The organism is Mesorhizobium sp. M7A.F.Ca.US.005.03.1.1 (genome assembly GCF_003997975.1).
Lineage (GTDB): Bacteria > Pseudomonadota > Alphaproteobacteria > Rhizobiales > Rhizobiaceae > Mesorhizobium > Mesorhizobium ciceri.
Window position 1 is genome coordinate 83,287 of record NZ_RZRO01000006.1, and the last position, 26,333, is coordinate 109,619.

At 64.0% G+C, this 26,333-nt stretch carries 28 protein-coding genes, 1 tRNA gene and 1 pseudogene; 11 read left to right on the top strand and 19 right to left on the bottom strand.

Annotated features, from left to right (window positions below):
• Positions 1-2: 2 nt before the first annotated feature.
• Both EN990_RS04695 and ureC read right to left on the bottom strand, forming a co-directional pair.
• Positions 3-596: a hypothetical protein gene (locus EN990_RS04695; RefSeq protein WP_027161070.1), complete on the bottom strand. Its 594-nt coding sequence runs from the start codon at positions 594-596 to the stop codon at positions 3-5.
• A gap of 92 nt (positions 597-688) precedes the next feature.
• Positions 689-2,404 carry an urease subunit alpha gene (gene ureC / locus EN990_RS04700; protein WP_164753580.1) on the bottom strand — a complete coding sequence of 572 codons (1,716 nt, stop codon included), beginning with the start codon at positions 2,402-2,404 and terminating at the stop codon, positions 689-691.
• A 179-nt stretch (positions 2,405-2,583) separates the two neighbouring features.
• Here ureC and EN990_RS04705 point away from each other — a divergent pair, with 179 nt between their 5' ends.
• Both EN990_RS04705 and EN990_RS04710 read left to right on the top strand, forming a co-directional pair.
• Positions 2,584-2,967, top strand: a complete 384-nt coding sequence (locus EN990_RS04705) for a hypothetical protein (RefSeq protein WP_013528400.1) — start codon at positions 2,584-2,586, stop codon at positions 2,965-2,967.
• Positions 2,968-3,096: 129 nt separating this feature from the next.
• Positions 3,097-3,585, top strand: a complete 489-nt coding sequence (locus tag EN990_RS04710; RefSeq protein ID WP_063170973.1) for a hypothetical protein — start codon at positions 3,097-3,099, stop codon at positions 3,583-3,585.
• 20 nt (positions 3,586-3,605) lie between these two features.
• On the opposite strand, the gene EN990_RS04715 is transcribed toward EN990_RS04710, so the two are convergent.
• Genes EN990_RS04715 through EN990_RS04735 form a run of 5 tightly spaced genes read right to left on the bottom strand, consistent with a single transcriptional unit; the run spans position 3,606 to position 5,964 of the window.
• The gene (locus EN990_RS04715; RefSeq protein WP_013528398.1) at positions 3,606-3,911 is read right to left on the bottom strand and encodes an urease subunit beta; all 306 of its coding nucleotides are present in this window, start codon (positions 3,909-3,911) and stop codon (positions 3,606-3,608) included.
• An 8-nt stretch (positions 3,912-3,919) separates the two neighbouring features.
• Positions 3,920-4,507, bottom strand: coding sequence for a HupE/UreJ family protein (locus tag EN990_RS04720; protein ID WP_064992831.1), 588 nt, complete (start codon positions 4,505-4,507; stop codon positions 3,920-3,922).
• A 33-nt stretch (positions 4,508-4,540) separates the two neighbouring features.
• Positions 4,541-4,795 (bottom strand): DUF1272 domain-containing protein, encoded by a 255-nt coding sequence (locus EN990_RS04725; protein WP_013528396.1) that lies wholly within the window; start codon positions 4,793-4,795, stop codon positions 4,541-4,543.
• Positions 4,796-4,805: 10 nt separating this feature from the next.
• Positions 4,806-5,108 carry an urease subunit gamma gene (locus tag EN990_RS04730; protein ID WP_013528395.1) on the bottom strand — a complete coding sequence of 101 codons (303 nt, stop codon included), beginning with the start codon at positions 5,106-5,108 and terminating at the stop codon, positions 4,806-4,808.
• 28 nt (positions 5,109-5,136) lie between these two features.
• On the bottom strand, positions 5,137-5,964 hold the full coding sequence (locus tag EN990_RS04735; RefSeq protein WP_084015581.1) for an urease accessory protein UreD: 828 nt from the start codon (positions 5,962-5,964) through the stop codon (positions 5,137-5,139).
• Positions 5,965-6,185: 221 nt separating this feature from the next.
• Here EN990_RS04735 and EN990_RS04740 point away from each other — a divergent pair, with 221 nt between their 5' ends.
• The 3 genes from EN990_RS04740 (at position 6,186) to EN990_RS04750 (ending at position 8,522) form a co-directional block, all read left to right on the top strand.
• Positions 6,186-6,440, top strand: a complete 255-nt coding sequence (locus EN990_RS04740; RefSeq protein WP_013528393.1) for an acyl carrier protein — start codon at positions 6,186-6,188, stop codon at positions 6,438-6,440.
• A 5-nt stretch (positions 6,441-6,445) separates the two neighbouring features.
• Positions 6,446-7,654, top strand: coding sequence for a beta-ketoacyl-[acyl-carrier-protein] synthase family protein (locus tag EN990_RS04745; RefSeq protein WP_013528392.1), 1,209 nt, complete (start codon positions 6,446-6,448; stop codon positions 7,652-7,654).
• A gap of 163 nt (positions 7,655-7,817) precedes the next feature.
• On the top strand, positions 7,818-8,522 hold the full coding sequence (locus EN990_RS04750) for a glutathione S-transferase N-terminal domain-containing protein (RefSeq protein WP_127370464.1): 705 nt from the start codon (positions 7,818-7,820) through the stop codon (positions 8,520-8,522).
• A 23-nt stretch (positions 8,523-8,545) separates the two neighbouring features.
• Here EN990_RS04750 and EN990_RS04755 read toward each other — a convergent pair whose 3' ends face one another.
• From EN990_RS04755 to EN990_RS04770, 4 genes are all read right to left on the bottom strand, one after another.
• The gene (locus EN990_RS04755; RefSeq protein WP_127384816.1) at positions 8,546-8,893 is read right to left on the bottom strand and encodes a hypothetical protein; all 348 of its coding nucleotides are present in this window, start codon (positions 8,891-8,893) and stop codon (positions 8,546-8,548) included.
• A gap of 85 nt (positions 8,894-8,978) precedes the next feature.
• Positions 8,979-9,599 (bottom strand): nucleoside triphosphate hydrolase, encoded by a 621-nt coding sequence (locus EN990_RS04760; RefSeq protein ID WP_013528389.1) that lies wholly within the window; start codon positions 9,597-9,599, stop codon positions 8,979-8,981.
• Positions 9,600-9,709: 110 nt separating this feature from the next.
• Positions 9,710-10,810, bottom strand: a complete 1,101-nt coding sequence (locus EN990_RS04765) for a hypothetical protein (RefSeq protein ID WP_127384815.1) — start codon at positions 10,808-10,810, stop codon at positions 9,710-9,712.
• A gap of 117 nt (positions 10,811-10,927) precedes the next feature.
• On the bottom strand, positions 10,928-12,742 hold the full coding sequence (locus EN990_RS04770; RefSeq protein WP_164766081.1) for a methyl-accepting chemotaxis protein: 1,815 nt from the start codon (positions 12,740-12,742) through the stop codon (positions 10,928-10,930).
• Positions 12,743-12,958: 216 nt separating this feature from the next.
• On the opposite strand from EN990_RS04770, the gene EN990_RS04775 reads away from it, so the two are divergent.
• The 3 genes from EN990_RS04775 to EN990_RS04790 all read left to right on the top strand — a co-directional run bounded on the left by EN990_RS04775 (position 12,959) and on the right by EN990_RS04790 (position 15,672).
• Positions 12,959-13,846, top strand: coding sequence for a D-alanyl-D-alanine carboxypeptidase family protein (locus EN990_RS04775; RefSeq protein ID WP_127369641.1), 888 nt, complete (start codon positions 12,959-12,961; stop codon positions 13,844-13,846).
• Positions 13,847-14,538: 692 nt separating this feature from the next.
• Complete coding sequence (locus EN990_RS04785) at positions 14,539-15,465, top strand: DUF1003 domain-containing protein (protein WP_127384865.1); 927 nt, start codon at positions 14,539-14,541, stop codon at positions 15,463-15,465.
• 130 nt (positions 15,466-15,595) lie between these two features.
• Positions 15,596-15,672, top strand: a tRNA-Arg gene (locus EN990_RS04790).
• A gap of 51 nt (positions 15,673-15,723) precedes the next feature.
• On the opposite strand, the pseudogene EN990_RS36000 reads toward EN990_RS04790, so the two are convergent.
• The 4 genes and pseudogenes from EN990_RS36000 to EN990_RS04820 all read right to left on the bottom strand — a co-directional run.
• Positions 15,724-15,843 (bottom strand): annotated as a pseudogene (locus EN990_RS36000) (DUF899 family protein); the annotation flags it as partial.
• 192 nt (positions 15,844-16,035) lie between these two features.
• Positions 16,036-16,428 (bottom strand): MAPEG family protein, encoded by a 393-nt coding sequence (locus EN990_RS04805; protein WP_013528384.1) that lies wholly within the window; start codon positions 16,426-16,428, stop codon positions 16,036-16,038.
• The gene (locus tag EN990_RS35405; protein WP_128336351.1) at positions 16,385-16,630 is read right to left on the bottom strand and encodes a hypothetical protein; all 246 of its coding nucleotides are present in this window, start codon (positions 16,628-16,630) and stop codon (positions 16,385-16,387) included. The genes EN990_RS04805 and EN990_RS35405 overlap by 44 nt, the downstream gene beginning before the upstream one ends.
• Positions 16,631-17,439: 809 nt before the next feature.
• Complete coding sequence (locus EN990_RS04820) at positions 17,440-18,558, bottom strand: LacI family DNA-binding transcriptional regulator (protein ID WP_164753503.1); 1,119 nt, start codon at positions 18,556-18,558, stop codon at positions 17,440-17,442.
• A gap of 558 nt (positions 18,559-19,116) precedes the next feature.
• Between EN990_RS04820 and EN990_RS04830 the strand changes: the two genes are divergently transcribed.
• The 3 genes from EN990_RS04830 (at position 19,117) to EN990_RS04840 (ending at position 22,843) form a co-directional block, all read left to right on the top strand.
• On the top strand, positions 19,117-20,079 hold the full coding sequence (locus tag EN990_RS04830) for a sugar-binding protein (RefSeq protein ID WP_013528381.1): 963 nt from the start codon (positions 19,117-19,119) through the stop codon (positions 20,077-20,079).
• Between the two features lie 172 nt (positions 20,080-20,251).
• Complete coding sequence (locus tag EN990_RS04835) at positions 20,252-21,796, top strand: sugar ABC transporter ATP-binding protein (protein ID WP_081714222.1); 1,545 nt, start codon at positions 20,252-20,254, stop codon at positions 21,794-21,796.
• Positions 21,797-21,847: 51 nt separating this feature from the next.
• Positions 21,848-22,843, top strand: a complete 996-nt coding sequence (locus tag EN990_RS04840; protein ID WP_027161057.1) for an ABC transporter permease — start codon at positions 21,848-21,850, stop codon at positions 22,841-22,843.
• A gap of 5 nt (positions 22,844-22,848) precedes the next feature.
• Here the strand turns inward: EN990_RS04840 and phnN are convergent, their stop codons facing one another.
• The 4 genes from phnN to iolB form a co-directional block, all read right to left on the bottom strand.
• The gene (phnN, locus tag EN990_RS04845) at positions 22,849-23,478 is read right to left on the bottom strand and encodes a phosphonate metabolism protein/1,5-bisphosphokinase (PRPP-forming) PhnN (protein WP_027161056.1); all 630 of its coding nucleotides are present in this window, start codon (positions 23,476-23,478) and stop codon (positions 22,849-22,851) included.
• Positions 23,475-24,626, bottom strand: coding sequence for an alpha-D-ribose 1-methylphosphonate 5-triphosphate diphosphatase (locus tag EN990_RS04850; protein WP_127368108.1), 1,152 nt, complete (start codon positions 24,624-24,626; stop codon positions 23,475-23,477). The genes phnN and EN990_RS04850 overlap by 4 nt, the downstream gene beginning before the upstream one ends.
• Before the next feature lie 13 nt (positions 24,627-24,639).
• Positions 24,640-25,347 carry a DUF1045 domain-containing protein gene (locus tag EN990_RS04855; RefSeq protein ID WP_027161055.1) on the bottom strand — a complete coding sequence of 236 codons (708 nt, stop codon included), beginning with the start codon at positions 25,345-25,347 and terminating at the stop codon, positions 24,640-24,642.
• 153 nt (positions 25,348-25,500) lie between these two features.
• The gene (iolB, locus tag EN990_RS04860; protein WP_064992838.1) at positions 25,501-26,313 is read right to left on the bottom strand and encodes a 5-deoxy-glucuronate isomerase; all 813 of its coding nucleotides are present in this window, start codon (positions 26,311-26,313) and stop codon (positions 25,501-25,503) included.
• Positions 26,314-26,333: the final 20 nt, after the last annotated feature.

Genomic DNA, 26,333 nt, shown 5'->3' on the forward strand with positions numbered 1-26,333 from the left:
GTTCAGACGATGGTGTCGAAGAGCCGCAGGATGAACGATATCTGATAGATAAGCGCCGCCGTGACAAAGGCGATGTGGAAGCGGCGGTCGCGCACCAGGATCGCGATGATGCAGAGCGCGACGAAGACCGGCGTGCGGAACAGATACTCGCTGCCGAAGCGGGCGAAATGCTCCGGCCCCTTCAGCAGCGTGTCGACCACGTCGAGCAGATAGGTCGCCGCCAGCAGGCCGAAGAACCACGCCCGGCGCGAATAGAAGAAATCCTCGTAGCTGGTGTAGTCCAGCATCGAATCTGGGAACAAAAGCGCGCACAGCAGGAACAGCGTGATCGCGTAGAAAATGATGAACAAATATTTGCCGAAGGTCCAGATCTCGACGGCGTAGAGGCCGAACTCCCACCACCAGAAATGCACCAGCATCAGGAGCACCGAGACGACCCAGGCCAGATGCACGGTATAGAGCTTGTACTGGCCGGGATGCTGGACGATGCGCGCCACCCCCGACAGCAGGCGGGCGACACCAAGCCCGATCACCATGCCCATGACGATGCGGATGTGCGGGAAGATGTCGTGGGCGGAAGCGATTTCGGTGGTCATGCTCGATCACAATGCAGCTGTTGGTTGGCCGCATAGTGCTGCCTTCCACCAAGGGCTGCAACGGATAATGCTCGCCCGGTGGAAGCGCCGCTTCAAAACAGAAAATACCGTTGCGCCATCGGCAGCACCGTCGCCGGCTCACAGGTCAGCAACTCGCCGTCGGCGCGCACCTCGTAGGTTTCCGGATCGACCTCGACATGCGGCGTGGCGTCGTTGAGCACCATCGAATGCTTGCCGATGCCGCCGCGGGTGTTTTCGACGGCGACGAACTGCTTGTCGACACCGAGCCTGCCATGCAGTCCCGACTCGAGCGCTGCCTTCGAAACGAAGGTCACCGACGAGTTGGTCCTGGCCTTGCCATAGGCGCCGAACATCGGCCGGTAATGCATCGGCTGCGGCGTCGGGATCGAGGCGTTGGGGTCGCCCATCGGGGCGGCGGCGATCATGCCGCCGATCAGCACCATGTCCGGCTTGACGCCGAAGAAGGCCGGGTTCCACAGCACCAGGTCGGCGCGTTTGCCAACCGCGATCGAGCCGATGTCTTTCGACAGCCCATGCGCGATGGCCGGGTTGATCGTGTATTTGGCGATGTAGCGGCGGACGCGGAAATTGTCGTTGTTGCCGGTCTCCTGCGGCAGCGAGCCGCGCTGGCGTTTCATCTTGTCGGCGGTCTGCCAGGTCCGGATCGCGACTTCGCCGACGCGGCCCATGGCCTGCGAATCCGACGAGATGATCGAGAAGGCGCCGATGTCGTGCAAAATGTCTTCCGCCGCGATGGTCTCCTTGCGGATGCGGCTTTCGGCAAAGGCGATGTCTTCGGGGATCGACGGCGACAGATGATGGCAGACCATCAGCATGTCGAGATGCTCGGCCAGCGTGTTGACCGTGTAGGGCCGCGTCGGATTGGTCGAGGACGGGATGACGTTGGGCAGGCCGCAGACCTTGATGATGTCGGGCGCGTGGCCGCCGCCGGCGCCCTCGGTGTGGAAGGCGTGGATGGTGCGGCCCTTGATGGCGGCGACCGTGTTCTCGACAAAGCCGGATTCGTTCAGTGTGTCGGTGTGGATCATCACCTGCACGTCGTAATCGTCGGCGACCGACAGGCAGCAATCGATGGCCGCCGGCGTCGTGCCCCAGTCCTCGTGCAGCTTCAGCGAGCAGGCGCCGCCCAGCACCATTTCCTCGAGCGCGGCGGGCAGCGAGGCATTGCCCTTGCCCGACAGGCCGATGTTCATCGGAAAGGCGTCGAAGGACTGGATCATGCGGGCCATGTGCCATGGCCCCGGCGTGCAGGTGGTGGCCAGCGTGCCGTGCGCCGGGCCCGTGCCGCCGCCGAGCATGGTGGTGATGCCTGACATCAGCGCTTCCTCGATCTGCTGCGGGCAGATGAAGTGGATATGCGCGTCGAAGCCGCCTGATGTCAGGATCTTGCCTTCGCCGGCGATGATCTCGGTGCCGGGGCCGATGATGATGGTGACGCCATCCTGCGTGTCCGGATTGCCGGCCTTGCCGATGGCCGCGATGCGCCCGTCCCTGAGGCCGATGTCGGCCTTGAAGATGCCTGCACTGGCATCGATCACCAGCGCGTTGGTGATCACGGTATCGACGGCGCCTTGCGCCCTGGAAACCTGGCTCTGGCCCATGCCGTCGCGGATCACCTTGCCGCCGCCGAATTTCACCTCTTCGCCATGGATGGTGAGATCCTTCTCGACCTCGATGAACAGTTCGGTGTCGGCAAGCCGTACTCTGTCGCCGACCGTCGGGCCGTACATCTGCGCGTAGGCGGCGCGGGTAATTCTGGCCATCAGCGATTGCTCCCGAAATGCGGTTTGCCGAAATGCGGTTGGATTGAAGCGCGGCTGCACATTGCTGCCATCCTATGGTCACGCAATGACCTGCTGGGCGACACCTTCTGATCCCATTTGGCGGTTGAGGTTAGGGCGTCACCCCAGACCGACCGTTTGCCAATCGATGGAAAGGAAAATCCATGCGCAAAACGATAGTTCTTGCCGCCGCCGCCAGCCTGATGCTGGCGGGCGCCGCCAGTGCCCAGCAGCAACCCGCGCCACAGCCCGCTCCGGCGCCGGCAACGCCTGCTCCAGCCACGCCCCAGGCTCAGCCCGCGGTGCCGACGATCCAGAGCGTCAACATCGTCGACATCACGGAGCTGCCAAAGGACACCCAGACGCAGGTCAACCAGGTGATCGCCCAGCGCGGCGATGACGGCTTGAAGAAACTGCGCAGCTCGATCGACGCCACACCCAAGGTCAAGTCGGCGCTCGAGGCCAAGGGAATGACCTCGGCGCAGGTGGTCGCAGCCAGTATGGAACCCAATGGCGCACTGACCCTGATCACCAAGAAGGCGAGCTGACGCCACGGCATGGCGGGCCGGCATCCGGCCGGCCGGCCGCATCGGGAAAGGAACCTTCGCCGGGCCGGATTCGTTTTGTTCTTTTCGCGCTAACCCGCGCCCCGAAACGATTTCTCTCAGGAGCGAGCGATGGCGATCACTTCTTTCTCGACCAGAATGCAGGCAGTCGCCGCCATGACGTTCCTGGCGGCGGCTGGTCCTGCTGCCGGACTGAAGGCGCAAGGACTGGAAAGCACGGAGACCGTCAATCGCATCGTCGGCTCGCAGGTCAAGCAGGAAGAGGCCAAGGCCAACACCGAGGCCGGCAACGTCAACACGGCGATCGACCGCACGCGTGAAAACATCGGCACGGTGCGCAAGACATCCAAGCTCGACAAGGTCGACATCGTGTTCCTCACCGACGCCGCGCGCAGCGAAGGCGGCCCGCCGCCGGAGATCGAGGCCAAGGTCAAGCAGCATCAGGACGACATTACGGAGCTGCGCAAGGAGATCGAGGCCAACGCGCTGCTGTTCAACGCCATCGAATCGCGGCGCGTGCAGGCGCAGGATGTCCTCGCCGTCGAATTCGACAATCCCGGAAAGATCGTCATCTACGCCGCGGCCAAGCCATCGAACTGAGCTGAGCGCGCCGGAAGATCTCACAGCTTGCCCATCACCTTCTGCTGAAATCCGTAGACCTCGCGCTTGCCGCCGAGCGGCACCAGCGTGACGTCGCGCTCCTGGCCCGGCTCGAAGCGCATGGCCGTGCCCGCGGCAATGTCGAGGCGCATGCCACGCGCCCGTTCGCGGTCGAATTTCAGCCCCTCATTGGTTTCGAAGAAATGGTAGTGGCTGCCGACCTGGATCGGCCGGTCGCCGCTGTTGGCGACTTTCAGGGTGACGGTCTGCAGGCCCTTGTTGAGCTCGATGTCGCCGCCCACCGTGATGATTTCACCGGGGATCATGGTCACCCTCACACGATGCCGAAGGCGAGACCGATGCCGATCGCCGCGCAGGCGGCACCGGCAGCGCGGGCCAGGCCACGAAACCGGATGCCGAGACCGAGACCGGTGGCGATGCCGGTGGCATGCAGCAACAGCGTGGCGATCGCAAAGCCGGCCATGTATTCAAGCCCGCCGGCATTCTCCGGCACCTCGGTGCCATGCGCGTGGCCGTGGAAAAGTGCGAACAGGCCGATGATGGCGACGCCGGCCGAGACCGGCAGATCGATCGCCAGCGCCACCAGCAGTCCGAGTGTCACGACCGATGCCAGTATGCCCGGTTCGACGAAGGGCAGCGGCATATGCAGCATGCCCAGCGCGCCGCCGACCAGCATGACGCCGACAAAGGCAGCCGGCCAGGCAAGAACCGCCTTGCCGCCCTTGAGCGCCGCCCACAGCCCGACCGCGATCATCACCGTCATGTGATCGAGGCCGGAGAGCGGGTGCATGAAGCCGGCCGTGAAGGAGGAGGTGGTACCCAGGCCGACATGGGCATAGGCCGGCAGGGCGGCGGCCAGCAGCAGGATCGCCGACAGGCAGAGGCGTTTGGCGGATATCATTCTGTTTGCCTTTCGTTTTGCTCGGTCTGGTGTTCACGCCGCCTTGCGGGGGCCGCAGCCTTCGGCCTTGAGAACGCGTTTGGCTGACGCCGGATATTTCTTCAGCATCGCTGCCGGGCGGATCGGCCGCGCCGAAAAACCACCGCCGCAATTGGGGCAGATGCCGCCCAACACCTGTTCCACGCATCCGGCGCAAAAGGTGCACTCGAAGGTGCAGATCAGCGCATCCGTCGCCTCGGGCGGCAGGTCCTTGTCGCAGCATTCGCAGTTGGGACGCAGCTCCAGCATCCTGTCCTCCTCAACGGATCGGTTCGTGCACGGTCACCAGCTTGGTGCCGTCGGGAAACGTCGCCTCGACCTGCACGTCATGGATCATCTCGGCGATGCCTTCCATGACTTGCGCGCGGCTGACGACATGAGCGCCGGCTTCCATCAGTTCGGCAACCGGACGGCCGTCGCGGGCGCCTTCGACGACGAAATCGGTGATCAGCGCAATCGCTTCCGGATGGTTGAGCTTGACGCCGCGTTCGAGCCGCTTGCGCGCCACCATCGCCGCCATGGCGATCAGCAGCTTGTCCTTTTCCCTCGGCGTCAGGTTCATGCGTTTCCCTGGATTGGTAGAGGCAGGCCTATAGTGACCATAATTTGGGCAACCCCGCCCTTCCGTTGAGCAATTCGACGAGTGGAACCAGCCGCTGGCGCAGCCGGTAGCCATCCCCGGCGTAGAGCCTCGCAAGAAGCTTGCCAGATTTCTTCACGCGCCAGGCGCTGGCGCTGCCCTGGTCGCCGACGATCTCCAGAACCGGATCGAGCAGGGCTTCGGCGCGCGGCGACACCAGAAGCAATGTCGCCACCGCGATCGCGCCGCCGGCAACCGCCGGGCGATCGAGCGTTGCGGCGATATCGGGCCCGATGCGGAAATCCTCGGCATGAACGAGGGCGCCATCCTGACGCACACGCCAGCGGTCATGGAAGTTGCCCTGCGTGGCGCGTTCGCCCATCGCCAGGCGGCCGAAGACGGCGGCTTCCAGCACCAGCGCCTCGGCGCCGACGGCAAGCTCGACGTCGAGCGTGCGGGCAAAGGCCGCCCGGTCGAAGACGATGGTTTCCTGCGGCAGCCAGGCGATGCGGCCGTTTTCGCCTACCGACAAATTGACCCGCACTTCGGCATGGTCGGATGCCGCCCGGTAGATCTTCTCGCAGGCCTGCGTGGTGATCGATGCCGAAGCGGCCGCGCCGACATCCACGTCCCAGGCGATACGGTCGCCGCCCGTCATTCCGCCGGCGGTGTTGATCAGCACCGCTTCGAGCGGATCGGCCGAGACGGCCGGCATTCTTATCTTGGCGGCGCCGTCCTGATAGAGGCGCCGCAAGCGCGTGCGGCCCTCGCCAAGCGCACAGGAAAGCCGCGCCACGCCCGCAACGCGCTGCGTCGAAATCCCGCCATGTTCGCCCATATCCATGCCTGCACGTTAAGCACTCCGGCGGCTTTGTCGATATGGAGTTCGATATAGCTTGTTGCTTGACAACGTTTCGGTTTCTATAGAGGGAACCACCTTGGTACGGTCATGCTGCGCTTGGCGGGGGTATTAAACGACGACGGCGGCTTGATACCAGGAGAAAAAGGGGCGCTGCTCAGTCGGCGTCGGGAAACGCGAGATAGTGGGGAAGGAACCGAATGGCCGACCAGCTGGCAACGGATATCATCGCGAAGATCAAGGCTCATGCCGAGCCGGGCGGCGAAGAAATCACCACCACCACCGAATTGACCTCGCTTGGCATCCATTCGCTCGAGCTGACGGAGATTATCTTCGATCTTGAGGAAGAGTATGGCATCGAGATCGAGATGAACACGGTCGACGCCTGGAGCAATCTGAAGAACGTCGGCGACATGGTCGAAGCTGTGCGCGCGCTGATCGCGAAAAAAGCCTGAACTGAATGCGGCAGCGCGTTGTCATCACCGGCATGGGCGGCATTTGCGGGCTCGGCACCAGCGCGCCCGCGATCTGGAACGAGATGCGCGCCGGCCGCTCGGCCATCGGCCAGATCACAAGTCCCCAACTGCATGATCTGAAGGTCAAGGTCGGCTGCGAAATCAAGACGCTTCCCGATCACGGCATCGACCGCAAGCAGACCGTGTCGATGGACCGCTTCAGCCTGCTGGCGACGATCGCAGCCAGGGAAGCCATGCAGCACGCCGGCCTGGTCTCGAATGAAGCCACCACCTATCGGATGGGCACCGTCGTCGGCGTCGGCGTCTGCGGCTGGGAGGCGATCGAGGAGAGCTATCGCGCCATCCTGGTCGAGGGCAAGAACCGCGCCGGCATCTTCACCGTGCCAAAGGTCATGCCAAGCGCGGCCTCTGGCCACGTCAGCATGAATCTGGGCCTGCGCGGCCCGGTCTTCGGCGTCACCTCGGCCTGTTCGTCGTCCAACCACGCCATCGCCTCGGCCGTCGACCAGATCAGACTTGGCCGCGCCGACGTGATGGTCGCCGGCGGCACCGATGCGCCGCTGGTCTGGGGCATCCTGAAGGGCTGGGAAGCATTGCGCGTGCTGGCGCCCGACACCTGCCGGCCATTTTCGGCCGACCGCCAGGGACTGTCGCTCGGCGAGGGCGCCGGCATGGCGGTCCTGGAGACGTACGAGCACGCCATGGCGCGCGGCGCCACCATCCTTGCCGAGGTCGCCGGCGCCGGCCTCTCCGCCGACGCCTCCGACATTGTCGCGCCGACCGTCGAAGGGCCGACGGCGGCCATGCGCGCCTGCCTCGCCGATGCCGGCTTCAATCCCGAGGATGTCGACTACCTCAACGCCCATGGCACCGGCACCAAGGCCAACGACCAGATCGAGACGGCAGCGATCAAGCGCGTCTTCGGCGACCATGCCTACAAGCTTTCGGTGTCGTCGACCAAGTCGATGCACGCCCACTGCCTCGGCGCATCGGGTGCGCTGGAGATGATCGCCTGCGTGATGGCGATCCGCGAAGGCATCGTGCCGCCGACGGCCAATTTTCGTGAGCCCGATCCCGATTGCGACCTCGACGTCACGCCGAATGTGCCGCGCGAGCGCAAGGTGCGCGCCGCGATCAGCAACGGCTTCGCGTTCGGCGGCACCAATGCCGTGCTGGCCTTCAAGGCTGTCTGATCTAGGGGGCGGGCGGATCTGCCCCAGGCCGGCCATTCCGTTGACTGTCCGTGCTCGATGAAACCCTTCGCCGCCATATTGATCGTGCCGTGCGCCGCGTCTAATCCTTGGCCGACCCGCCAAAACCGCGCCGCTCGGCGCGAATCCTCATCCAGGAGTTTCCATGGCAGACCTGTCCGCCTTTCCGATCGCAACGCGTTGGCCGGCCAAGCATCCGGACCAGCTCCAGCTCTATTCGGCGACAACGCCGAACGGGGTGAAGATATCGATCGCCCTGGAGGAACTCGGCCTTCCTTACGAGCCGCATTGGGTCAACATCGGCCAGAACGAAAGCTGGACACCGGAATTCCTGTCGCTCAATCCCAACGGCAAGATACCGGCGATCATCGATCCCAACGGCCCGGACGGCAAGCCGATCGGCCTGTTCGAATCCGGCGCCATCCTGCTCTACCTTGCTGAAAAGACCGGCCTGCTCATGCCCATTGATGGCGCGCGCCGCTACGAGACCATCCAGTGGGTGTTCTTCCAGATGGCCTCGGTCGGGCCAATATTCGGCCAGGTCGGCTTCTTCCACAAATTCGCCGGCCGCGAAATCGCCGACAAACGCCCTCTGGAGCGCTATCGCGACGAGTCAAAGCGACTGCTCGGCGTGCTCGACGGCCGGCTGAAAGGGCGCAAGTGGATCATGGGCAATGACTACACCATCGCCGACATCTCGCTGCTCGGTTGGGTGCGCAACCTGATCGGATTCTACGAAGCGCGCGAACTCGTCGGCTTTGACGATTTCGCCCATCTGGGAACATGGCTGGAGCGCGGCCTGGCGCGGCCGGCGGTGCAAAAAGGCCTGGCCATCCCGGCCAAGGGATAGAAAAACCAGCCTCCGAAGCGCGGCTATTTCGCCTTCGCTTTGGCTTTCGAACCGCCTTTGCCCATGACGGAAGCAGCGAGCGAGGCAGCACCTCGGGCGGCGACCATGACTGCGCCGGCAGCGACGTTGGCCGTGGCCTTGGCCGTGCGCATCGCACTGCCGCCTAAGGAGTCGCTGGAACTCGCGGGCTTCTTCGGCTTTGGGGCTTTTGGCGCGGCTTTCGCTGCGGCCGGCACCACTTTCTTCGGCGCTGCCTTGCCGAAAGCCGGCTTGGCGTCCTTTGAACGGGCTGTCATCGCCGGGCCGGCGCCGGTTTTGGATTGGGTCGCCTTGCCCTTGGCGGGCGCAGGCTTTTTTGCCTTGGTTGCCATTGGACCGAATCCCTCTTTTGGCACAATTGTCGTGTCGGGATAACGGCCTGAAAGTCTTAAGGTTCCCCTTGCACAATCCGTCGAATCAAGCGGAAAGGCCGATCACCAGATCGGCGGCACTGCGCCGCGCGAGCACGCGCTCGATGTTGGGCAGGTCGTTGGAAGCGATCCAGGCGCGCGCATCTTCATCGGAGCGGCCATGCTCGTGCCAGCGCTCCATCAGGCGGCGCTCGAGCTCGTTGCGCGGCACGTCGACGAAGATCGAGAAATCGAACAGCGGCGCCAGCCGCGACCACGGCTCTTCGTCGAGCAGCAGGTAATTGCCCTCGACCAGGATGAACTTGGTTTCTGTGGCGACGATCGAGGCTGCGGCGCGCGACAGTTCCATGCTGCGGTCGAAGACCGGAATGGCGATGTCGGGTTCACCGGCACGGATACGCTTCAGCAAGGCCTCAAAACCGGCAAAGTCGAAGGTTTCCGGCGCGCCCTTGCGCGCGCGCAGACCGCGCCGCTCGAGCACGGCGTCGTCATAGTGGAAGCCGTCCATCGGTACGACCTCCGCTGCACCTTCGGGCAGCAGTTCATGCAGCCTTGCCGACAGCGTCGACTTGCCGGCGCCCGGTGGACCGGCAATGGCGACGATGAAGCGGTTTGCCTTGCCGGCACGCTTGAAGATGGTGGCGGCGAGATGGGCGATTTCGGACATGAGAGCCTCTCTGGCAGAGCTTCAGATCCACCATGTTCCGCATGATGATTTCGGCCACATCTTGGCGACAGTTCACGGAAATTTCAAACCCTGCGGCCGCGCAATCACACCTACGAGGCCAGCGGCTGGCCGATGCGCAGGAAATCGCTGTCGAAGGGAACCTCCGGCGTCGAACCACCGGCTTGCAGCCGCATGCGGCCATCCGCCGTCATGACGTCCCGCGGCGGCTCGCCGCCCGACAGCGGCAGGACGCCGATGACGTGGCGAAAGGACACGCTTTGGCCTTCGCCCAGCGCAAAAGCGGTCGCCACCCCTTCGCGCTTCAGCCAGTTGTCGCCGATCGAGGCGGCATGGCCGACGGCAGCGCGGCCATCCTCGATGCCGAGCACGCCAAGGTGGCGGCCGCTCCATGGGGCGTAGTCGCGCCCGCCATTGCTGAACCACAGCATGGTGATTGGCAGTTCGGCCGGGTTCTTCAGCACCAGCACCAGATCGTCCTCGGCCTGTCGTGCAAGCGCGGTCCATCCCGGCCCGCCATGGTCGGCTTCGACCAGCGTGATGAAATCCTCGCGGCGGTCATCCATACGGTATTCCGTCAGGTCGAGCGTGCCGCCGCCGGCGGCGGGAAAATGACCGAGATCGGCGGAGCGCGCCGGATAGGCGAGCATGAAGCGGCCGCGTGCGGGATCGGGCTCCAGCGGGTCGTCCAGCGTCGCGGCAAAACGCTTCGGCGAAAAGGCCAGCCTGCCGCCGCCGGTCATGGCCGTCATCGGGTGATGGGCGACCGAGATGGCACCATGGCCGCCTGAAAACGCATGCTCCTGGTAGAGGAAGGGATGGCCGTCGTGCAGCGTCAGGATCTTGTCGACCGAAGCGCCCATTACCTTGTGCCGCAAGCGGTAGACGGCGCGCCAGCCATCGTCGGTCGCGACACTTTCGACGACATCCCAGGCGCTGTTGGCCGTCCAGCCATGCAGCGGCGCTTCCTCGACATCGCTGCGCGAAAACGGCGCGCAGAGGAAATCGCCGGACAGCCGAACCGTGCCTTCCGGCAGGTCTTTCGGCAGCGTCTCGTTCGCATCGACCCAGGGCGCGCGATGCAGCGGCTTCAGCTGCCGCCCGCCGCCCTCGACGACCATGTCGGCGATGTGGCCGACCGTGAGGTCGAGCGAAACCGAAATGCCTCTGGCCTTGATGGTGTGGATGGTCATTGCGCTGTCACCGATTCTGAAGGCGCAAACTGAACCGTTCGGCGGCGGTTGCGCAAGCACTGCGACAGGGCATTTTTGCATCGCGCACCTTCACCTTCCCCACAAGGGGAGGGTGAGCTACTGTCGCTTGTATTCCCGCACCGGCGACTTGGTGTCGTCGGTGTAGGTAACCTGCACCGACATCGATTTCACGCTGTCGGCGACCTTGAAATAGGGTTGGTAATCGTAGGGAATGGCGTAGGGGTCCTTCTTGTCGCAAGGCGGCATCTTGATCTCCTTGTCGAGTGCCGCGCCGTTCAGGCTGTAATGCACCTGTTTGATGGCGCAGCGGTAGGACAGCATCTGGGTGAAATAGACCAGGCCGTGGTTGCCGCTGGCATCGAAGGCGATCCACGAGGTCCAGAACTGGTCGAGGATCTGCTTGTTGCCTTGCTGAAGCGCTGTTTCGGGGTCGAAGCGGATGTCGAACGGGCCGGTCTCGCGGCCCCTGATATCGAGATATTTGATCGCAATGATCCCCGCCACGGTGCTGTCGGGCATCTCGAAGCTCGGATTGGCCATCGGCTTGCCGGTCGTCGGGTCGTTCATGGCCAGGAAACCGGTGTCGGTGAAAGGACCGCTGTCGCCCATGCGCCAGGAGATGGCGGTCGCCGGCTCGGGCAGCGAGATGGTCATCGACCAGCCCTGGTTGGAGCGCATCGGCGTCAGCGAAGGCACGAAGCGGGCGGGGTCGAGCACGTCGCCAAGCGCCGCCAGCCGGCTGCGGCTGCGGTCCAGCCAGTCGGCGAGCTGCGTCTGGTCGACGAAATATTTGAGCAGCCCGCCATCCTTCTCGTAGGCCATGAATTTGGTCAGCGCCTTGGCCTCGTTGCGCTTGTCGGCCAGCGTCTGGGCGCCGAGCCGGTCCTCCGAAAACTCCTGCGCCAGCAGGAAATAGGCCGGCGCGAAATCGGCATGGGCGGCGACGAAGGCGTTGAGCTTGTCGAGGCGCTGGGCGTCGTCGAACTGCTGGATATGCACGAGCTTGATCGACAGCGCCTTGCCCTTGTCGGCAAGCGCGCCGAACACCTCGCGCGCGCCGGCCTTGCCGTCCTGCACCCGAAGCAGCGTGGCAAAGCGCGTATAGGGGTCGATGGCGTCGACGTCGAAGCCGGCAAAGGCGAGGTAGGAGCGCCGCGCATTCAGCATGTCGCCGGACAGCTCGTAGACTCGCGCATTGTGGTAGAACTCGTCCGGCCGCTTCGGCTCGGCGATCGCCCCGCCCTGCGCGGCAAGGGCGGCAAAGCCCTTGGCGATGATGTCGATCGAGGCGGCGATCTGCACGGTCGTCGCTTGCAGCTTCTCGGTCTGGGCCTGCTGCTGCGCCTGGCCGGCGACCAGCGTCTCGGTCTCCTTCTTCACCTCGTCGGTGGTCTTCTGCACTTCCGCCGTCTGCTCAGTCTGCTGCTGCTGGACGGACGCGATCTCGTCGGTCTTTTTCGCCACCGTGTCGGTCGACTGCTTGACCGCCTCGACCGTCTTTTGCGTCTGCGTGACGGTCTGCTCGATCTTCGCAACTTTCTCGGTAACGATGCCCATCGACTGCTGCAGCCCGGCAATGGCCGGCACCAGGCTGGCGATCACCCCGTGCTGGGCGTTGGTCTGCTGCTGCAGGCCGTAGACGCCGCCGGCGACGGCCGCCGCACTGGTGGCGAAGATCAAGGCCGGCAGCGCCTTGGCCGCCAGCACCAGCCGGAGCACGATGGCAATGGCGATGATGATTGCGGCCACCGCGGCGACCAGCGCGACATAGGCGGCGAACGGCGCCAGCGGATTGAGGATGTCGGATACGGCACCCCCGACAAAGGCGACGCTGCCAGCCCATTTGCCGGTGCGGCTGAGTGATGCCCTGATAAGCGAGGGCGCAGCGCCCCCGGCCCCGATGTTCGTCATGCCAAGCCCCCAAGCCCTCGATACCACGCCCCTTCCCACGGGAAACGCGGCCTTGGCAAGCAAAGACACGGGAAAACCGGCGTTTTCGGGGCGGATGCCAAGCTTGCGCGGCTCGACAATCCTGGGGCTAACCGGCATTAACCAAATGGACGCAACAGCCGCGTTACGTTAGCGTCGTCTCATCTCAGCAACAGCCGACCCAGAACAGTCCAGCCCTTGTCCTACCTGCGCCCCCTTCCGCTCATCCAGAGAGTTTTTGCGGCACTAGCCCTGCTGGTGCTGCTGGCCGGCTGCGCCACGACGCCGCCCGACAGCGTGCTGGCCGTGCCCGCGCCGGCGCAGAGATATGCGGCCATCGTGGTCGACGCCAGGACCGGCAAGCAGCTGTTCGAGGTCAGCTCGACGGCGCAGCGCTATCCCGCCTCGCTGACCAAAATGATGACGCTGTATCTGCTGTTCGAGGCACTGGAGTCCGGCCGCGTCAGCAAGCAGACGCAGATCCCGGTTTCGGACCATGCCGCCTCGCAGCCGCCGACCAAGATGCGCTTCCGGCGCGGCGAAAGCATCGACGTCGATTCCGCGATCCGCGCCATCGTCGTCAAATCGGCCAACGACGTGGCAGTGGCGGTCGGCGAATATCTCGGCGGCTCGGAGGATCAGTTCGCCGCCATGATGACATCCAGGGCGCGCCAGCTCGGCATGACCAGCACCACCTTCCGCAACGCGTCGGGCCTGCCCGACGATGGCCAGATGACGACGGCGCGCGACATGGCGGTGCTCGGCATGGCGCTGCATCAGCGCTTTCCCCAGCAGTTCCACTATTTCTCCGAAAGCGACTTCATGTTCCGCGGCCGGCTGGTGCGCGGCCACAACGACATGCTCGGCCGCGTGCGCGGCGTCGACGGCATCAAGACCGGCTACATCAGGGCGTCGGGCTTCAACATCGTCACCTCCTACAATGCCGACGGCCGCAATCTGATCGTCGTGGTGATGGGCGCCGACTCAGCCCGCCAGCGCAACGACCATGTCGAAGCGCTGATCCAGCGCAGCCTGTCGCCGACGGCGGACGGCACCAAGACCAGGCTGATGTTCGCCGAGCAGTGAGGAGTGGTCCGCGTAGCGGACAAAAAGCCAATTGCTTGGCTTTTTGAACGACGAACGCCCTGAGCCTGCGAAGGGCGAGCTGCCGGTAGCAAGCATCGCGCTTGGCTGTGCGGGGATGGATATCGATAGGAATTTTTTCTTGACCCTGAGGGCAGCTATGCTACTATTTTCGGTATGGTGCTGAGTCGCGCCAATTGATCGACTGGAAACGTGACCCGCCCGCAAGGTGGGTTTTTTGTTGCCCGCCGCCCTGCAGAACCTTGTGCACGTTGGCAGGACAGCGCCCCCTCTGTCCTGCCGGATCTTCGTCGCTCGGAAAGCCAAGCAATTGGCTTTCCACCCGCTGCGCGGACCGCTCCTCAACCCCCGCAAGGGGGGAGATTGGCAGCTTCGGCGCTCCGCTCACTCCTGTGACGGTGGAAATTGGCGAAAGCCGGGACAACAGCCAATCTCCCCCCTTGAGGGGGAGATGTCCGGCAGGACAGAGGGGGGTGATTGGCGCAAACATCGGGCAAGTTCTTCCCGCTCCGGCCAATCTGGAACGTCTCCACCCGCCCCGAGGGGCGAGCCGCCGCCAGCCACATCGCCTTCTCCGATCAAAAACACTTGTCCGGCCTGCGAAATCCGTGCCCGGCGCTGGCTATGCGCCGCCACCTCTGTCTATCGTCGCCCAGCACCCTCAGGAGCCCACCATGAGCACCGTCCCCAAAACGCCCGAACAGGCGGCAGACAATCAGAACGATGACGGCGGCGAGTATTTCGAGGCGCCGATCGTCGGTGAGCTGGAGGCCGATCCGGTATCGGACGAACACTTCGACACGCCCGAAGTGCCGGACTCCGAACCGGCAGGCCCCGGCGCCCACCGTGGCAAGCCGAAGAAAAAGCCGTCGGCGATATCGGGCCGCAAATTCCGCAAGCGCGATCTGGTGCGCATCGACACGCTGCGCCCGAGCCTCGCCGACCGCATCCGCTCGGACCATCCCGACCTGCCGGCCGGCGCCCGCATCAGCCGCGCCGAGCTCGGCCGCTACCGCATGCGCTATATGGAGGAGCTGCTGCAGCAGGAGCACGGCGAATTCTCCGAGCTCGACCGTCAGGTGGTCGAATCGATCGCCAGGCAGGACACGATTTCCGAAAACTCGGAAGAAGAATTCGAGGAGCACCGCACCTTCGCCGACCGCGTCTCCGATAACATGGCGGCCTTCGGCGGCAGCTGGTGGTTCCTGATATCGTTCGGCAGCGTGCTGCTGGTGTGGATCGGCATCAATCTGGTCGCCGGCATGAGCGCCGCTTTCGATCCCTATCCCTTCATCCTGCTCAACCTGCTGCTCTCCTGCATTGCCGCCATCCAGGCGCCGATCATCATGATGAGCCAGCGGCGGCAGGAGTCCAAGGACCGCCTGCGCTCCTTCAACGACTACCGCGTCAACCTCAAGGCCGAGCTCGAAGTGCGCCATCTGCACGAAAAGCTCGACTACCTCATCTCGCGCCAATGGACGCGCCTGGCCGAAATGCAGCAGATGCAGCTGGACGCGATGCACGAACTGGCGGGCGCCAAGAAGCCGAAGCGGGCGGTGCGTGGAAGGCGGACGGTGAAGGCGGGGGCGGTAACCTCATAGGCCGCAGCCTGGAGCACCGGGCCAAGTCGCTACGCCAATCTCCAATTGCCCGTTGAAGCCCGCGCCCGCTTCCGCTAAGAAGCCGTGACTTGCCGGTTCACCGGCTGGTTCGTTTTCCGGATTCCGGAAAGCACCCGTAGCTCAGCTGGATAGAGCGCTGCCCTCCGAAGGCAGAGGTCACAGGTTCGAATCCTGTCGGGTGCGCCAAAAACCAAGGGTCCGTTTCGGGGCACTGCGTTTGTCGTTGGCAGCTTTGCGGTCGAGCAGGCTCACGCGGCCCTTCAGCCCTTCAAAGGCATAATTCTTCTCAACCGCCAGCCAGGGCAACCGCCAGCGTTCGGCGGCGAGGGTGTCGCGAGCCCGCGAATGGGCCACCTGCGTCGTGAAGAAGGTGCACCCCTCATTGCTCGGCTGCCGGCCGGCCGTCGAACCACATGTAATAGGAGGCGATGAGCATTTGGCGCCCCTCGAACGCGTCCAGCAATGTTACCGACCCGACACCGACCGGAGTGGGTGCACCCTATCTCCACTTATGAGGCACCGTGCCGTTCTCCCGCGGCTGGGGAGCGCCTAGAGCATCAGATAGATGATCCGGCCCAGAGCGCCAAAAAGCAGCGCGAAGGCTGCAATCGACTGGACGAAGAAGCCGGGATAGCGCTTCAAGGGCGCGGTGCGATACCCTACGAAATATGCAATCCGACCTATCATCCAGAGCAGCCCAAGGCCGGAAGCCCACGCGGCATTCCAGTAGATCGCGAACAGCCACATCGACGGCATAAAGATAGGAAACCATTCCACCGCGTTGGCATGTGCCCGGATGGTTCGTTCAAGGAGCGGGTCGCCGGTCATTGCGGGCGCCAGTATGCCAGTCTTCTTGTGGGTTCTCGCGACCGTCACCGCCATTCCGAATATCATCAAGCTACAAAACAGCGTCACGAGAGCTACCGGGTAAAGCCGTTCCATGTTTGCCTCCTCTCATGGTCGGGACAGTAGGCAAGCAAAGGTTATCGGCAAGGGCAAGGCGCAGGCAGATCTTTCCTGACAGCCAGCGCCAATAAGAGCCGGGTTTGTCAGTTACATAATTGCCCTTTTTGTTAATCATCCGAAAACGATGGGCAAGTTGGAATGCCATCAGCGTTCCTTCCGTGGGGGCGGTGATGGCCATCGACATACCGCCGTGACCGGCCTGCTGCCGAAAGGTGGCGGCATTTTGTTGCGCGATTGACACGCTGCCCGGCGGAAGGCAAAGAGTGACACATTATTGGCAAAGGGGAATGTCGATGAAGAAAATCTATCAGAAGCCCGTTTTCACGAAGCGTGAGCGACTGTCGTCAGTGACGGCTTCGCCCAGTTCATCCGGGATTATCGATTAACCAAGAGAGTTACAGTTTTGGAAAGCCCGCTGCCGAAAGGTGGCGGGCTTTTTGCTTTCTCCAGGAAACGACAGCCGATTCCGCAAGTCGGCACCGCCAACGTCAATTTCAAGTTCGGCAGACGCAACTGCCTGTGGGACCGCGTGCAGGGCACGGTTAGCGGACCAGTGCCGAAGGCCTGAAGAAAGACAAGGCGGAATGGTTCAAGCCCGGCCTTGTCGGACGGGTGCGAAGAAATGCGTCGCCATGCGAAGCTGCTGGACTGCCCGGAGGAGAAGTAATGCCCGTGGTAAAAAGGCCCCCTGAAGCGCGAGAACAGGCTCTGCACTCGCGATCTAGACCATCAGGCTTAATTGCTGGATTCCTGTTGTGCCGGTAGCGTAATCGGGCTGGGGTGTCCAGCACTGGCCGGCACGGCGTGTCCAACCCCAAATTCGCAACCGTGCCGGTCTGTTGCACAATGGGAATGAATGTCTCGGGCTTCGACTTTGACCCCCCTTCCGCGCAAGAATCGTCTGCATTGCCGCCATCAGCTCTTCGTCCCACCGGTCAGGTTTCCCTAACGGTCGAAGGTAAGCCAGCGCGGGCCCGCCGAGTCGCGTTACCCCGCCACCGCCCGCACACTCTCCCGCTCCACCAGCGGACACTCCAGCTTCGTGATCGGATACCGCCCCCGTCCAGGCGCAGCCGGCGCCTCCAGCTGTTCGATCGCCCATTGGCCCATCGCCATGTGCGGCAGGATCGAGGTGGTCAGCGGCGGGAACAGATGGCGGGCGATTTCCTCGTCGTCGTAGCCGACCACGGAAATGTCTTGCGGAATGTGCAGGCCGGCCTCCTTCAGCGCTTCGTAGCAGCCGATCGCGGTGCGGTCGTTCTGGCAGAAGATGGCGGTGGGCTTATCCCTGAGCGCCAGCAGCTTGACGGTGGCGGCATAGCCGGCGCTGGCCGACCAGTCGCCCTCGACCACCAGCTCGGGATCGAACGGAATGTCGGCCGTGGCGAGCGCGCGGCGGTAGCCCTTCAGCCGGTCCTGTGCCGCCTGCATCCACGGCTCGCCGGTGATGGTGGCGATGCGGCGGTGGCCGTGGCTGATCAAATGGCGGGTCGAGCTCTGGCCGCCGGCGATCTCGCTCGGCACCACGGCAGGGAAGGCGTAGTCCGCCGTGTAGCAGTTGAGCAGGATCACCGGGATGTCGAGGCCGTAGAGATAGTCGGGCGCTGTGATCTCGCGGGTGAAGATGGTCATGTAGATCAGCGCCGAAATGCCCCGCTTGGTGAGCGCTGAAATGGCGCGCGGCTCCATGACGGAATCGCCCAGCGTCTGCGCCACCAGAAGCACGTTGCCGGCATTCCACGAGGCCTGGCGCGCGCCCTCGATGGCGACCACGGCTTCGGGGCTGGTGGCGAGCTGGTCGACGGCAAAGCCGATCACCCCGTCCAGCCCTTCGAAGGCGGGCCCCTCGAAGGCAGGCAATGCCGGGTGAAGCGCCTCGAAAGCGGGCGCGGTGTAGCCAAGCGTCCGTGCGGCCTCGATCACCCGTTCGCGGGTCTGCTGCGACAGCTTGATCCCTGGCGAATTGTTGAGCACGAAGGACACGGTCGCCTGCGAGCAGCCGGCGGCCCTGGCGATATCGATCATGGTGACGCGGCCCTTGGCGCCCTTGGCCGGCGCCTTGCGCCGCCTCGCCGTGTCGCTGGCCCGATCCGTCGTCTCGCTCATGGCAAATCCCAGTCTGGCTGGCCGGTCAGGCCGGCAAGGTGGCGTGACGCCGTCGCTTTATCGGAATAACGTCAGGCTCGTTTATAACTATTAGTATGCCGGAGGTCCATCCGCCACGCATCTCCATACAAGCGAAAGCTCAATTAACAAAAGGCCTGGGCGGCGGCCCAGCCGTGAGGGCGGCACGCCGGCGGGCACACCGCGAAACCGCTGGCATTGGCTCGGAACTAATACTGTTTACTAATACAAAAATGCGCTGTACCGTCAATCGTCGCATCCGGCCGGTCACGTCCGGGGCGGCGGGAGAGTACGAAAAATGGCCCGGTGGCGAGCGGATCCTATCTCCGCAAGCCTTGTCTCGGATATGTGATATGTCAGACAAATCGGACTATTTACGAATGAGGGATGAGTCTCTAAGGTCGCTGTCGTGGCTGGAACGACGCCATTCTTTCGGTGCCGGGAACCCCTTTGAGGAGGAGGGCGTCCACGCTGCAAACGGCAAATCAGGTCAGTGCAAGATCGGCCGGTCCAACGACTGAGCCAAACGGGAGGTTGAACATGAAATCCTTGATACGCAATGCATCCGTAGCCGCGACCGCGCTGCTGCTTGGCCTGTCGGCCACGGCAATCGCGCGCGCCGACGACAAGCCGACGCTGGCCTTCGTCGTCAACGGCGCTTCCGATTTCTGGAAGGCCGCCGAAGCCGGCGTCAAGAAGGCGCAGGGCGAACTGCCCGACTATACGCTCGAGCTCAAATATCCCGAACAGTCCTCGGTCGCCATCCAGCAGCGGCTGATGGACGATCTGGTGACCGCCGGCGTCAAGGGCATCATGGTCTCGGCCGTCGATCCCAAGACCTCGACCGATGGGTTGAACAAGATCGCCTCGGAAACCGCGCTGTTCACCACCGACTCGGACGCCCCGCAGACCAAGCGCGTCGCCTATATCGGCTCGTCCAACGTCGATGCCGGCAAGCAGGCGGCCGAAATCGCCAAGAAGGCGATGCCCAATGGCGGCAAGTGCCTCGGCTTCGTCGGCCTGCTCGGCGCCGACAATGCCAAGGAGCGCATCCAGGGCATGAAGGACGGCCTGGCCGGCACCAAGATCGAGCTGATCGACGTGCGCGGCGACGACATCGACCAGGCGCGCGCCAAGAAGAATGTCGAGGACGCGCTGGTCGCCAGCCCCGACGTCACCTGCATGGTCGGCTTCTACTCCTACAACACGCCGCGCATCTATGAAGCGCTGCGCGATGCCGGCAAGCTCGGCTCGATCACCGTCGTCGGCTTCGATGACGATCCGATCACGCTGGGCGGCGTCAAGGAAGGCACCATTGCCGCCACCGTCGTGCAGCAGCCCTTCGAATGGGCCTATCAGGGCATGAAGCTGATGGCTGCCTATCTCAAGGGCGACAAGTCGGGCATCCCGGAAGGCAACCTCATCATCATCCCGACCAAGATCATCGGCAAGGATGACGTCGACGCCTACGCCGCCAATCTGAAGGCGATGGCCGGAAACTAAGACTTGAAGCAGTTCAGCCGGCTCAACGTCGCTTGGGCCGGCTGCTCGCATTGACGAACACCGCGAGGATCGTCAGTCTGCCAAAAGCCAAGAGCATGATCCCGAAAAGTGGAAGCCGGTTCTCGGAAAAGATCATGCTCAGAAATTGGCCCGCCAATCGCTGTCAGGCATGATGAATTATTCCGACACATCCATTGCTGCATCCGTGACCGCCCCGTTCCTCAGCCTTGAGAACGTGCGCAAGACCTATCCGGGCGTCGTCGCGCTCGACGGCTTCTCCATGGAGGTCAGGCCGGGCGAGGTCATCGGCCTTGTCGGCGAAAACGGCGCCGGCAAATCGACGTTGATGAAGATCCTCGGCGGCGTCACCAGGCCCGACAGCGGCACGATCACCGTCGACGGCACCGCGCATGACAGGCTCTCCGTCGAAGCCAGCCTGGGATCGGGCATCGCCTTCGTCCACCAGGAACTCAATTTGTTCGAAAATCTGGACGTCGCCGCCAACATCTTCTTCGGCCGCGAACCTTTGCGCGCCGGGCCGCTCAAGCTCGTCGACCGCGCAAAGCTGCGCACCATGGTGGCGCCGCTTTTGAAGCGCGTCGGCGCCAATTTTTCCGCCGACACGCCGGTCGCGACCCTGTCTCTGGCGCAGCAGCAGATGGTCGAGATCGCCAAGGCGCTGTCGATCGAGGCGCGGCTGGTCATCCTCGACGAGCCGACATCGAGCCTGCCGCTCGCCGAGACCGACAAATTGCTCGACGTCATCAAGGCGCTGAAGGCCGACGGCATCAGCGTCATCTTCATCTCGCACCGCCTGCACGAGGTCGAGCGCGTCGCCGACCGCGTCGTGGTGCTGCGCGACGGCATGCTGGCCGGCACCTTGCCGAAGAGCGACATCGGCCACGACCAGATGGTCAAGCTGATGATCGGCCGCATGCTGAAGGAGCGCGAGAAGGCCTCGGAAGCGGCGCGTGCGCCCGGCGCCGTAGCACTTGCGGCCAAGGCCATCCGCACCCCTGCCTATCCCGGCCGCCCGGTCGATCTCGACGTCAGGCGCGGCGAAATCCTCGGCCTCGCCGGTCTTGTCGGTTCCGGCCGCACCGAGCTGGCGCGGGTGTTCTTCGGCATCGATTCGAAGCTCGGGGGCGCGCTGGAACTCGACGGCAAGCCGCTTGCGCTGGCTTCCGCGGCCGACGCCGTCGCGCACGGCATCTTCCTGGTGCCGGAAGACCGCAAGCTCACCGGTATCCTGCTCGACCTGTCGATCGCTCAGAACATTTCGCTGCCCAATCTGCCCGCGCATGCGCGCCGCTCCCTGGTGTCCTCAAGCGCCGAGACCTCCACCGCCGAGAAGCAGAAGAAAGATCTCGGCATCAAGGCGCCTTCGGTGCAGACGCGCACCGGCACGCTGTCGGGCGGCAATCAGCAGAAGGTCGTGCTCGGCAAGTGGCTGGCCATGAACCCCAAGGTGATGATCCTCGACGAGCCGACGCGCGGCATCGACATCGGCGCCAAGGCGGAAATCTACGGCCTGATGCGCGCATTGGCCGATGCCGGCGTCGCCGTGCTGATGATCTCGTCGGACATGGAAGAGGTGATCGGCGTGTCCGACCGCATCGCCGTCATGCATGAGGGCCAAATCTCCGGCATTCTCGACAAGGACCGGTTCAGCCAGGAAAACGTGCTGCTGCTGGCGGTGGGCAAGCAGCCGAAGTAGTTTTGCCGGGGTCGCGCAAGCGCGATCTGCTCAGGCATTGGGGAGAAGACGATGAGCAAGAAAGATCTCGGCCTGCTGATCCTGATCCTGGTGGTCGGGGCGATCGTTGCGATCATCAATCCGCGCTTCCTGTTGCCGATCAACCTCGCCAACACCTCGAACCTGATCGGCCTGTTCGGCATCCTGTCGATCGGCCAGGCCTTCGTCATCATCACCGGCGGCATCGAATTGTCGGTCGGCTCGGTGGTCGCGCTGCTTGGAACGCTGTTCATCGACTTCATCGCCGTGCGCGAGGTGGGCTGGCCGCTGGCCTTCGTGCTGATCCTGTTCCTCGGCGCCATCATAGGCCTGGTGCATGGCTGGCTGATCACAAGGCTCAAGCTGCAGCCTTTCGTCGTCACTTTGTGCGGCCTGTTGATCTACCGCGGTGTCGCCCGCTTCTACACCGCCGACGGCACGGCGGGTTTTGCGTTCGGCCAGAATTTTCCCGAGCTCGAATTCCTGACGGCCGGACGCTCCTATGGCGTGCCGAACAGTTTCATCGCGCTGATCGTTATTTCGATCGTCATGTGGGTGGTGCTGCATCGCTCGGTGTTCGGCCGCTATCTCTACGCCATCGGCAAGAACGAGGAGGCGGCGAAATATTCGGGCATCCGCACCGGCCGTGTCGTCATCGCCGCCTATGTCATCTGCGGTGTGCTGACGGCGCTGTCGGCGATCTATTTCGCCATGTACACGCGCTCGATCTCGCCGGCCAGCCACGGCCAGTTCTACGAACTCTACGCCATCGCCGCCGCCGTGCTCGGCGGCTTCTCGCTGCGCGGCGGCGAAGGCTCGCTGATCGGCGTCATCCTCGGCACGGTGCTGCTGCAGGAGCTGCAGAATCTCGTCAACCTGCTCGGCATCCCGTCCTCGCTCAACTTCGCGGTGATGGGCGGCGTCATCCTCATCGGCGTGCTGGTCGACCAGCAATGGGGCGTGTTCCGGGAACGGCGGCTGATGGTCGACGCCACCCGCAAGGGCGTGGCGGGCCAGGCTGCGGAATAGCTAGCCTAGATCAGGCCCGACATGTCGGAAAAGGCCATCGCCTTGCGCAGCACCTCGGCGAAGCGTTCGCCGGCGGCTTCGCGCGGGCCGCTGTTGTCGATCGAGGTGACGCCGGGCCCGGACAGAGTGACATTGGCGCTGCGTGCCAGCCGCGCCAGCACTTCGCCGCGGGACTCCCGGCCGCGCATCGCCAGACGCTCGGCCAGCACGTCAGGCGAGGCAGTGATCTCGACGATGGCCAGGTTGGCATAGCGTTCGCGCAAGGAGGGGATGATCGCGCGCGACACATTGGCGACAGCGACACGGCCATTGGCGACAGACCAGTCGACATCGGCGGGGATGCCGTAGCGCAAGCCGTGTGCTTCCCAGGAAATGGCGAAGGCGCCATCGGCTTCGGCTTCGGCGAAGGCAGCGTCGGCCAGCGTGTCGTGATCCTCGCTTGCGGCATCGCTCGGCCTGGTGATGACCCGGCGGACGAACTCCAGCCGCGTTTCGTCGGCAAAATGGTTGCGGGCGTAGCCGATCACCGTGTCCTTGCCGGCGCCGCTTGGGCCGACGACGGCGACGAAAACGCCATCGCGGATCGGAAACGTCTCGGCCGAAAGTTCCCGCTCGATCAGTGCCGACACCATCATGCCACCCGGCGTCCCTGCCGCCACACGGTGCGCACGACCGGAACATGGTCGTCGACGCGCACCCGCACCAGATCGGCGCGGCGGCCCTGCTCGATGACGCCGCGGTCGGTCAGGCCAACCGCATCGGCCGGGTTCTTCGAGACCATGGCGACGGCCTGCGGCAGGGAAATGCCTTCGACGACATCGCCGAGGAAGAACGCCGACTGGATCAGGCTGAAGGGAATGTAGTCGGACGACAAGATGTCGAGCAGGCCGTCGCTGGCCAGCGTACGGGCCGAGACATTGCCCGAATGCGAGGCGCCGCGCATAACGTTTGGCGCGCCCATCAGCACACCCATCCCGGCCTCTTTCGAGGCCCTGGCGGCCTCTTCCGTGGTCGGGAATTCGGCGACCCGCACGCCCTGCTCGATCGCTTCGTCGACATGGCCCGATGTGGCGTCGTCGTGGCTGGCCAGCACGATGCCGCGCTCCTGGCAGGCGGCGGCGATCACCGCCCGGTTCGGCGCCGAATTGCGCGCCGATTCGGCCATCCGCTTTTCGCAGAACACCTTGAAGTCGCGATCGGTCAGCTTCAGCTTGCGCTGGTAATAGTAGGCATAGGTTTCGAGATTGACGAACTGGCGCTGGCCTGGCGCATGATCCATCAGCGATGCCAGCTTAACCCGCTCGTCGCCGTCGAAATTGGCGAAAGCCCTGAGGCAGTCCGGAGCCGAAACCTCGCAGCGCAGGTGGATGAAATGGTCGGCGCGCAGACGGTCCTGCTTCACACTGTCCTCGATCGCGTCGGCCAGCTTGCGGATGTCGGCCGATGTCAGGTCGGCGTCTTCGTCCATACCGACGCGCAAGGCATCCAGCACGGTGGTGATGCCGGCGGTTGCCACCTGCGCGTCATGGGCGAGCACGGCGGCGATCGGATTCCAGCGCACCTTGGGCCGCGGCGCGTAATGGCCTTCGAGATGGTCGGTGTGCAACTCGACCAGCCCGGGAATAATATAGTCGCCGCCCATATCCTCGCCGGTGCGGCCAGAACCAGAGCTTGCGCCGGCTTCGATGCCGGCGATAAAGCCGTCGCGCAGCACCAGCGAACCTTCGACGATCTCGTCGGCAAGCACGATGCGGGCATTGTGGAGAACAGTCTCGGCGGTCATTTCAGGCAGTCCTTCAGGCGGTTTTTCTGGCCGGGCGGCGCCCGAGCGCGTGATGCGAGAGCACCATGAACGGCGCACCCGGTTCGGTTTCGACAAACAAGGTCAGCGCATCCACCAGGACCTTCTGTTGCAGCACTTCCGCGAACAGGCTGTCGATCGCTGCGCGCAAACGCGGGCTCTCCTGTGACCCCGCCCGGCCGGAGAGCGTCATGTGGAAGCGAAAGGTTTCGAAGACATAGGGGTAGCCCCATTGGCAGAGATTGCGGAACTCGGCCGGCTTCAGCGAATCCGGGCTGCGCCGCTCGATTTCCGCCTCGCTCAGCGGTGCGCGAAACCGGTCGAAGTCGCGCACCACGTCATCGGCGAACCGGTTGAGCGCAGGCACTGGCCCTTCCGGCACCAGTGCGAAGAAGCCGTCGATCTGGCTGACCACGAGACGGGGAATGGTCACCACCGGCGTCACCTCGGCAAAAAGGTCGAGTGCGGCGCGCAGCGAGACTTCCGTCTCGTTGGCAGCTAGGCGGAACGGTGCTTTCAGCGTCGCATGGAAACCATAGCGGCGCGCCGAAGCGGTGTGGAAAGCGACTTCCGCCGCCGACAGGTCGGCCACCGCTTCGACCGGCCTCGTCGCGGCGCCAAACGGGTCGCGGCCCAGCCAGTCGGCGGCAATCCGCGCCAGTGGCTCGTCCTGCCGGGGAGTGAAATAGAGGGCGTAGCGCATGGAAAGTCCTTGTCAGCTTCGCTGCCATAGGTGATTTCCATGACGAATTGACGAAGCCTTGCTGGCTTTCAGGTAACAAAACGCTGCGGCGGGGTCATTAGCCGACGATTTTTTCGTGCTGGACCAGGGAGCGAGTGCTCACGCAGCGACCGATCAGGCCTTCATCAGCCATTCATGCTCGGGCGCATTGTGGAACTTCCACGTCCGCTTCGGTCCTGCCATGACGTTGAGATAATAGAGGTCGTAGCCATGGCAGGCGGCGCAGGGGTGATAACCCCTGGGTACCAGCACGACATCGCCATCCTCGATCGCCATTGCTTCGTCGAGCGCGCGATGGCCGTTCTTGTCGGCGTCGGTGTAGACGCGCTGGAAGGCAAAGCCCTGTGGCGGGTTGAGGCGGTGATAGTAAGTTTCCTCGAGGTAGGATTCAGCGGGCAGATTGTCCTGGTCGTGCTTGTGCGGCGGATAGCTCGACGTATGCCCCCCGGGCGTGATGACCTCGACCACCAGCAGCGAATCGGCCGGCTTGCCCTCCGGCAATATGTTGGTGACATAGCGCGTGTTGGTGCCCTTGCCGCGCACCTCCTGGCCGAGATCGTCCGGTCCGATGACGCGAACCGGCAGGCGGCCGCCAAGGCCCGGCGCCGAGCAGACCGCGAGTTCCAGTTCGGTGTCCGCGGTCACCGACCAGTCCGAACCCTCAGGCACGTAGACCGACCACGGCTTGCCCTCGAAGGGCGACATGCGCTCGCCGAGCAGGCCGAGCTCCTTGCCGCCGGCTGAAGCCTTGCCCTTGCCGGTGACGAACACCAGGCAGACTTCGCGATCCTCCGTCTTGCCGGAGGCGCTCTCGCCCGGCTTCAGCCGATGCAGGTCGAAACCGACATAGGTCCAGCCGGCGCTTTTCGGCGTCACATGGGCGACGCGACCGTGGCCCTTGTCGGCTTTGACGAGCAGCTTCGACATTTTTGTCTCTCCTATCGCAA

Coding starts and splice junctions, on each gene's coding strand:
- EN990_RS04695 (WP_027161070.1), bottom strand. CDS start 596: ATGACCACCGAAATCGCTTCCGCCCACGACATCTTCCCGCACATCCGC.
- EN990_RS04705 (WP_013528400.1), top strand. CDS start 2,584: ATGCGCAAAACGATAGTTCTTGCCGCCGCCGCCAGCCTGATGCTGGCG.
- EN990_RS04710 (WP_063170973.1), top strand. CDS start 3,097: ATGGCGATCACTTCTTTCTCGACCAGAATGCAGGCAGTCGCCGCCATG.
- EN990_RS04715 (WP_013528398.1), bottom strand. CDS start 3,911: ATGATCCCCGGTGAAATCATCACGGTGGGCGGCGACATCGAGCTCAAC.
- EN990_RS04720 (WP_064992831.1), bottom strand. CDS start 4,507: ATGATATCCGCCAAACGCCTCTGCCTGTCGGCGATCCTGCTGCTGGCC.
- EN990_RS04725 (WP_013528396.1), bottom strand. CDS start 4,795: ATGCTGGAGCTGCGTCCCAACTGCGAATGCTGCGACAAGGACCTGCCG.
- EN990_RS04730 (WP_013528395.1), bottom strand. CDS start 5,108: ATGAACCTGACGCCGAGGGAAAAGGACAAGCTGCTGATCGCCATGGCG.
- EN990_RS04735 (WP_084015581.1), bottom strand. CDS start 5,964: ATGGGCGAACATGGCGGGATTTCGACGCAGCGCGTTGCGGGCGTGGCG.
- EN990_RS04740 (WP_013528393.1), top strand. CDS start 6,186: ATGGCCGACCAGCTGGCAACGGATATCATCGCGAAGATCAAGGCTCAT.
- EN990_RS04745 (WP_013528392.1), top strand. CDS start 6,446: ATGCGGCAGCGCGTTGTCATCACCGGCATGGGCGGCATTTGCGGGCTC.
- EN990_RS04750 (WP_127370464.1), top strand. CDS start 7,818: ATGGCAGACCTGTCCGCCTTTCCGATCGCAACGCGTTGGCCGGCCAAG.
- EN990_RS04755 (WP_127384816.1), bottom strand. CDS start 8,893: ATGGCAACCAAGGCAAAAAAGCCTGCGCCCGCCAAGGGCAAGGCGACC.
- EN990_RS04760 (WP_013528389.1), bottom strand. CDS start 9,599: ATGTCCGAAATCGCCCATCTCGCCGCCACCATCTTCAAGCGTGCCGGC.
- EN990_RS04765 (WP_127384815.1), bottom strand. CDS start 10,810: ATGACCATCCACACCATCAAGGCCAGAGGCATTTCGGTTTCGCTCGAC.
- EN990_RS04770 (WP_164766081.1), bottom strand. CDS start 12,742: ATGACGAACATCGGGGCCGGGGGCGCTGCGCCCTCGCTTATCAGGGCA.
- EN990_RS04785 (WP_127384865.1), top strand. CDS start 14,539: ATGAGCACCGTCCCCAAAACGCCCGAACAGGCGGCAGACAATCAGAAC.
- EN990_RS04805 (WP_013528384.1), bottom strand. CDS start 16,428: ATGGAACGGCTTTACCCGGTAGCTCTCGTGACGCTGTTTTGTAGCTTG.
- EN990_RS35405 (WP_128336351.1), bottom strand. CDS start 16,630: ATGGCCATCACCGCCCCCACGGAAGGAACGCTGATGGCATTCCAACTT.
- EN990_RS04820 (WP_164753503.1), bottom strand. CDS start 18,558: ATGAGCGAGACGACGGATCGGGCCAGCGACACGGCGAGGCGGCGCAAG.
- EN990_RS04830 (WP_013528381.1), top strand. CDS start 19,117: ATGAAATCCTTGATACGCAATGCATCCGTAGCCGCGACCGCGCTGCTG.
- EN990_RS04835 (WP_081714222.1), top strand. CDS start 20,252: ATGAATTATTCCGACACATCCATTGCTGCATCCGTGACCGCCCCGTTC.
- EN990_RS04840 (WP_027161057.1), top strand. CDS start 21,848: ATGAGCAAGAAAGATCTCGGCCTGCTGATCCTGATCCTGGTGGTCGGG.
- phnN (WP_027161056.1), bottom strand. CDS start 23,478: ATGATGGTGTCGGCACTGATCGAGCGGGAACTTTCGGCCGAGACGTTT.
- EN990_RS04850 (WP_127368108.1), bottom strand. CDS start 24,626: ATGACCGCCGAGACTGTTCTCCACAATGCCCGCATCGTGCTTGCCGAC.
- EN990_RS04855 (WP_027161055.1), bottom strand. CDS start 25,347: ATGCGCTACGCCCTCTATTTCACTCCCCGGCAGGACGAGCCACTGGCG.
- iolB (WP_064992838.1), bottom strand. CDS start 26,313: ATGTCGAAGCTGCTCGTCAAAGCCGACAAGGGCCACGGTCGCGTCGCC.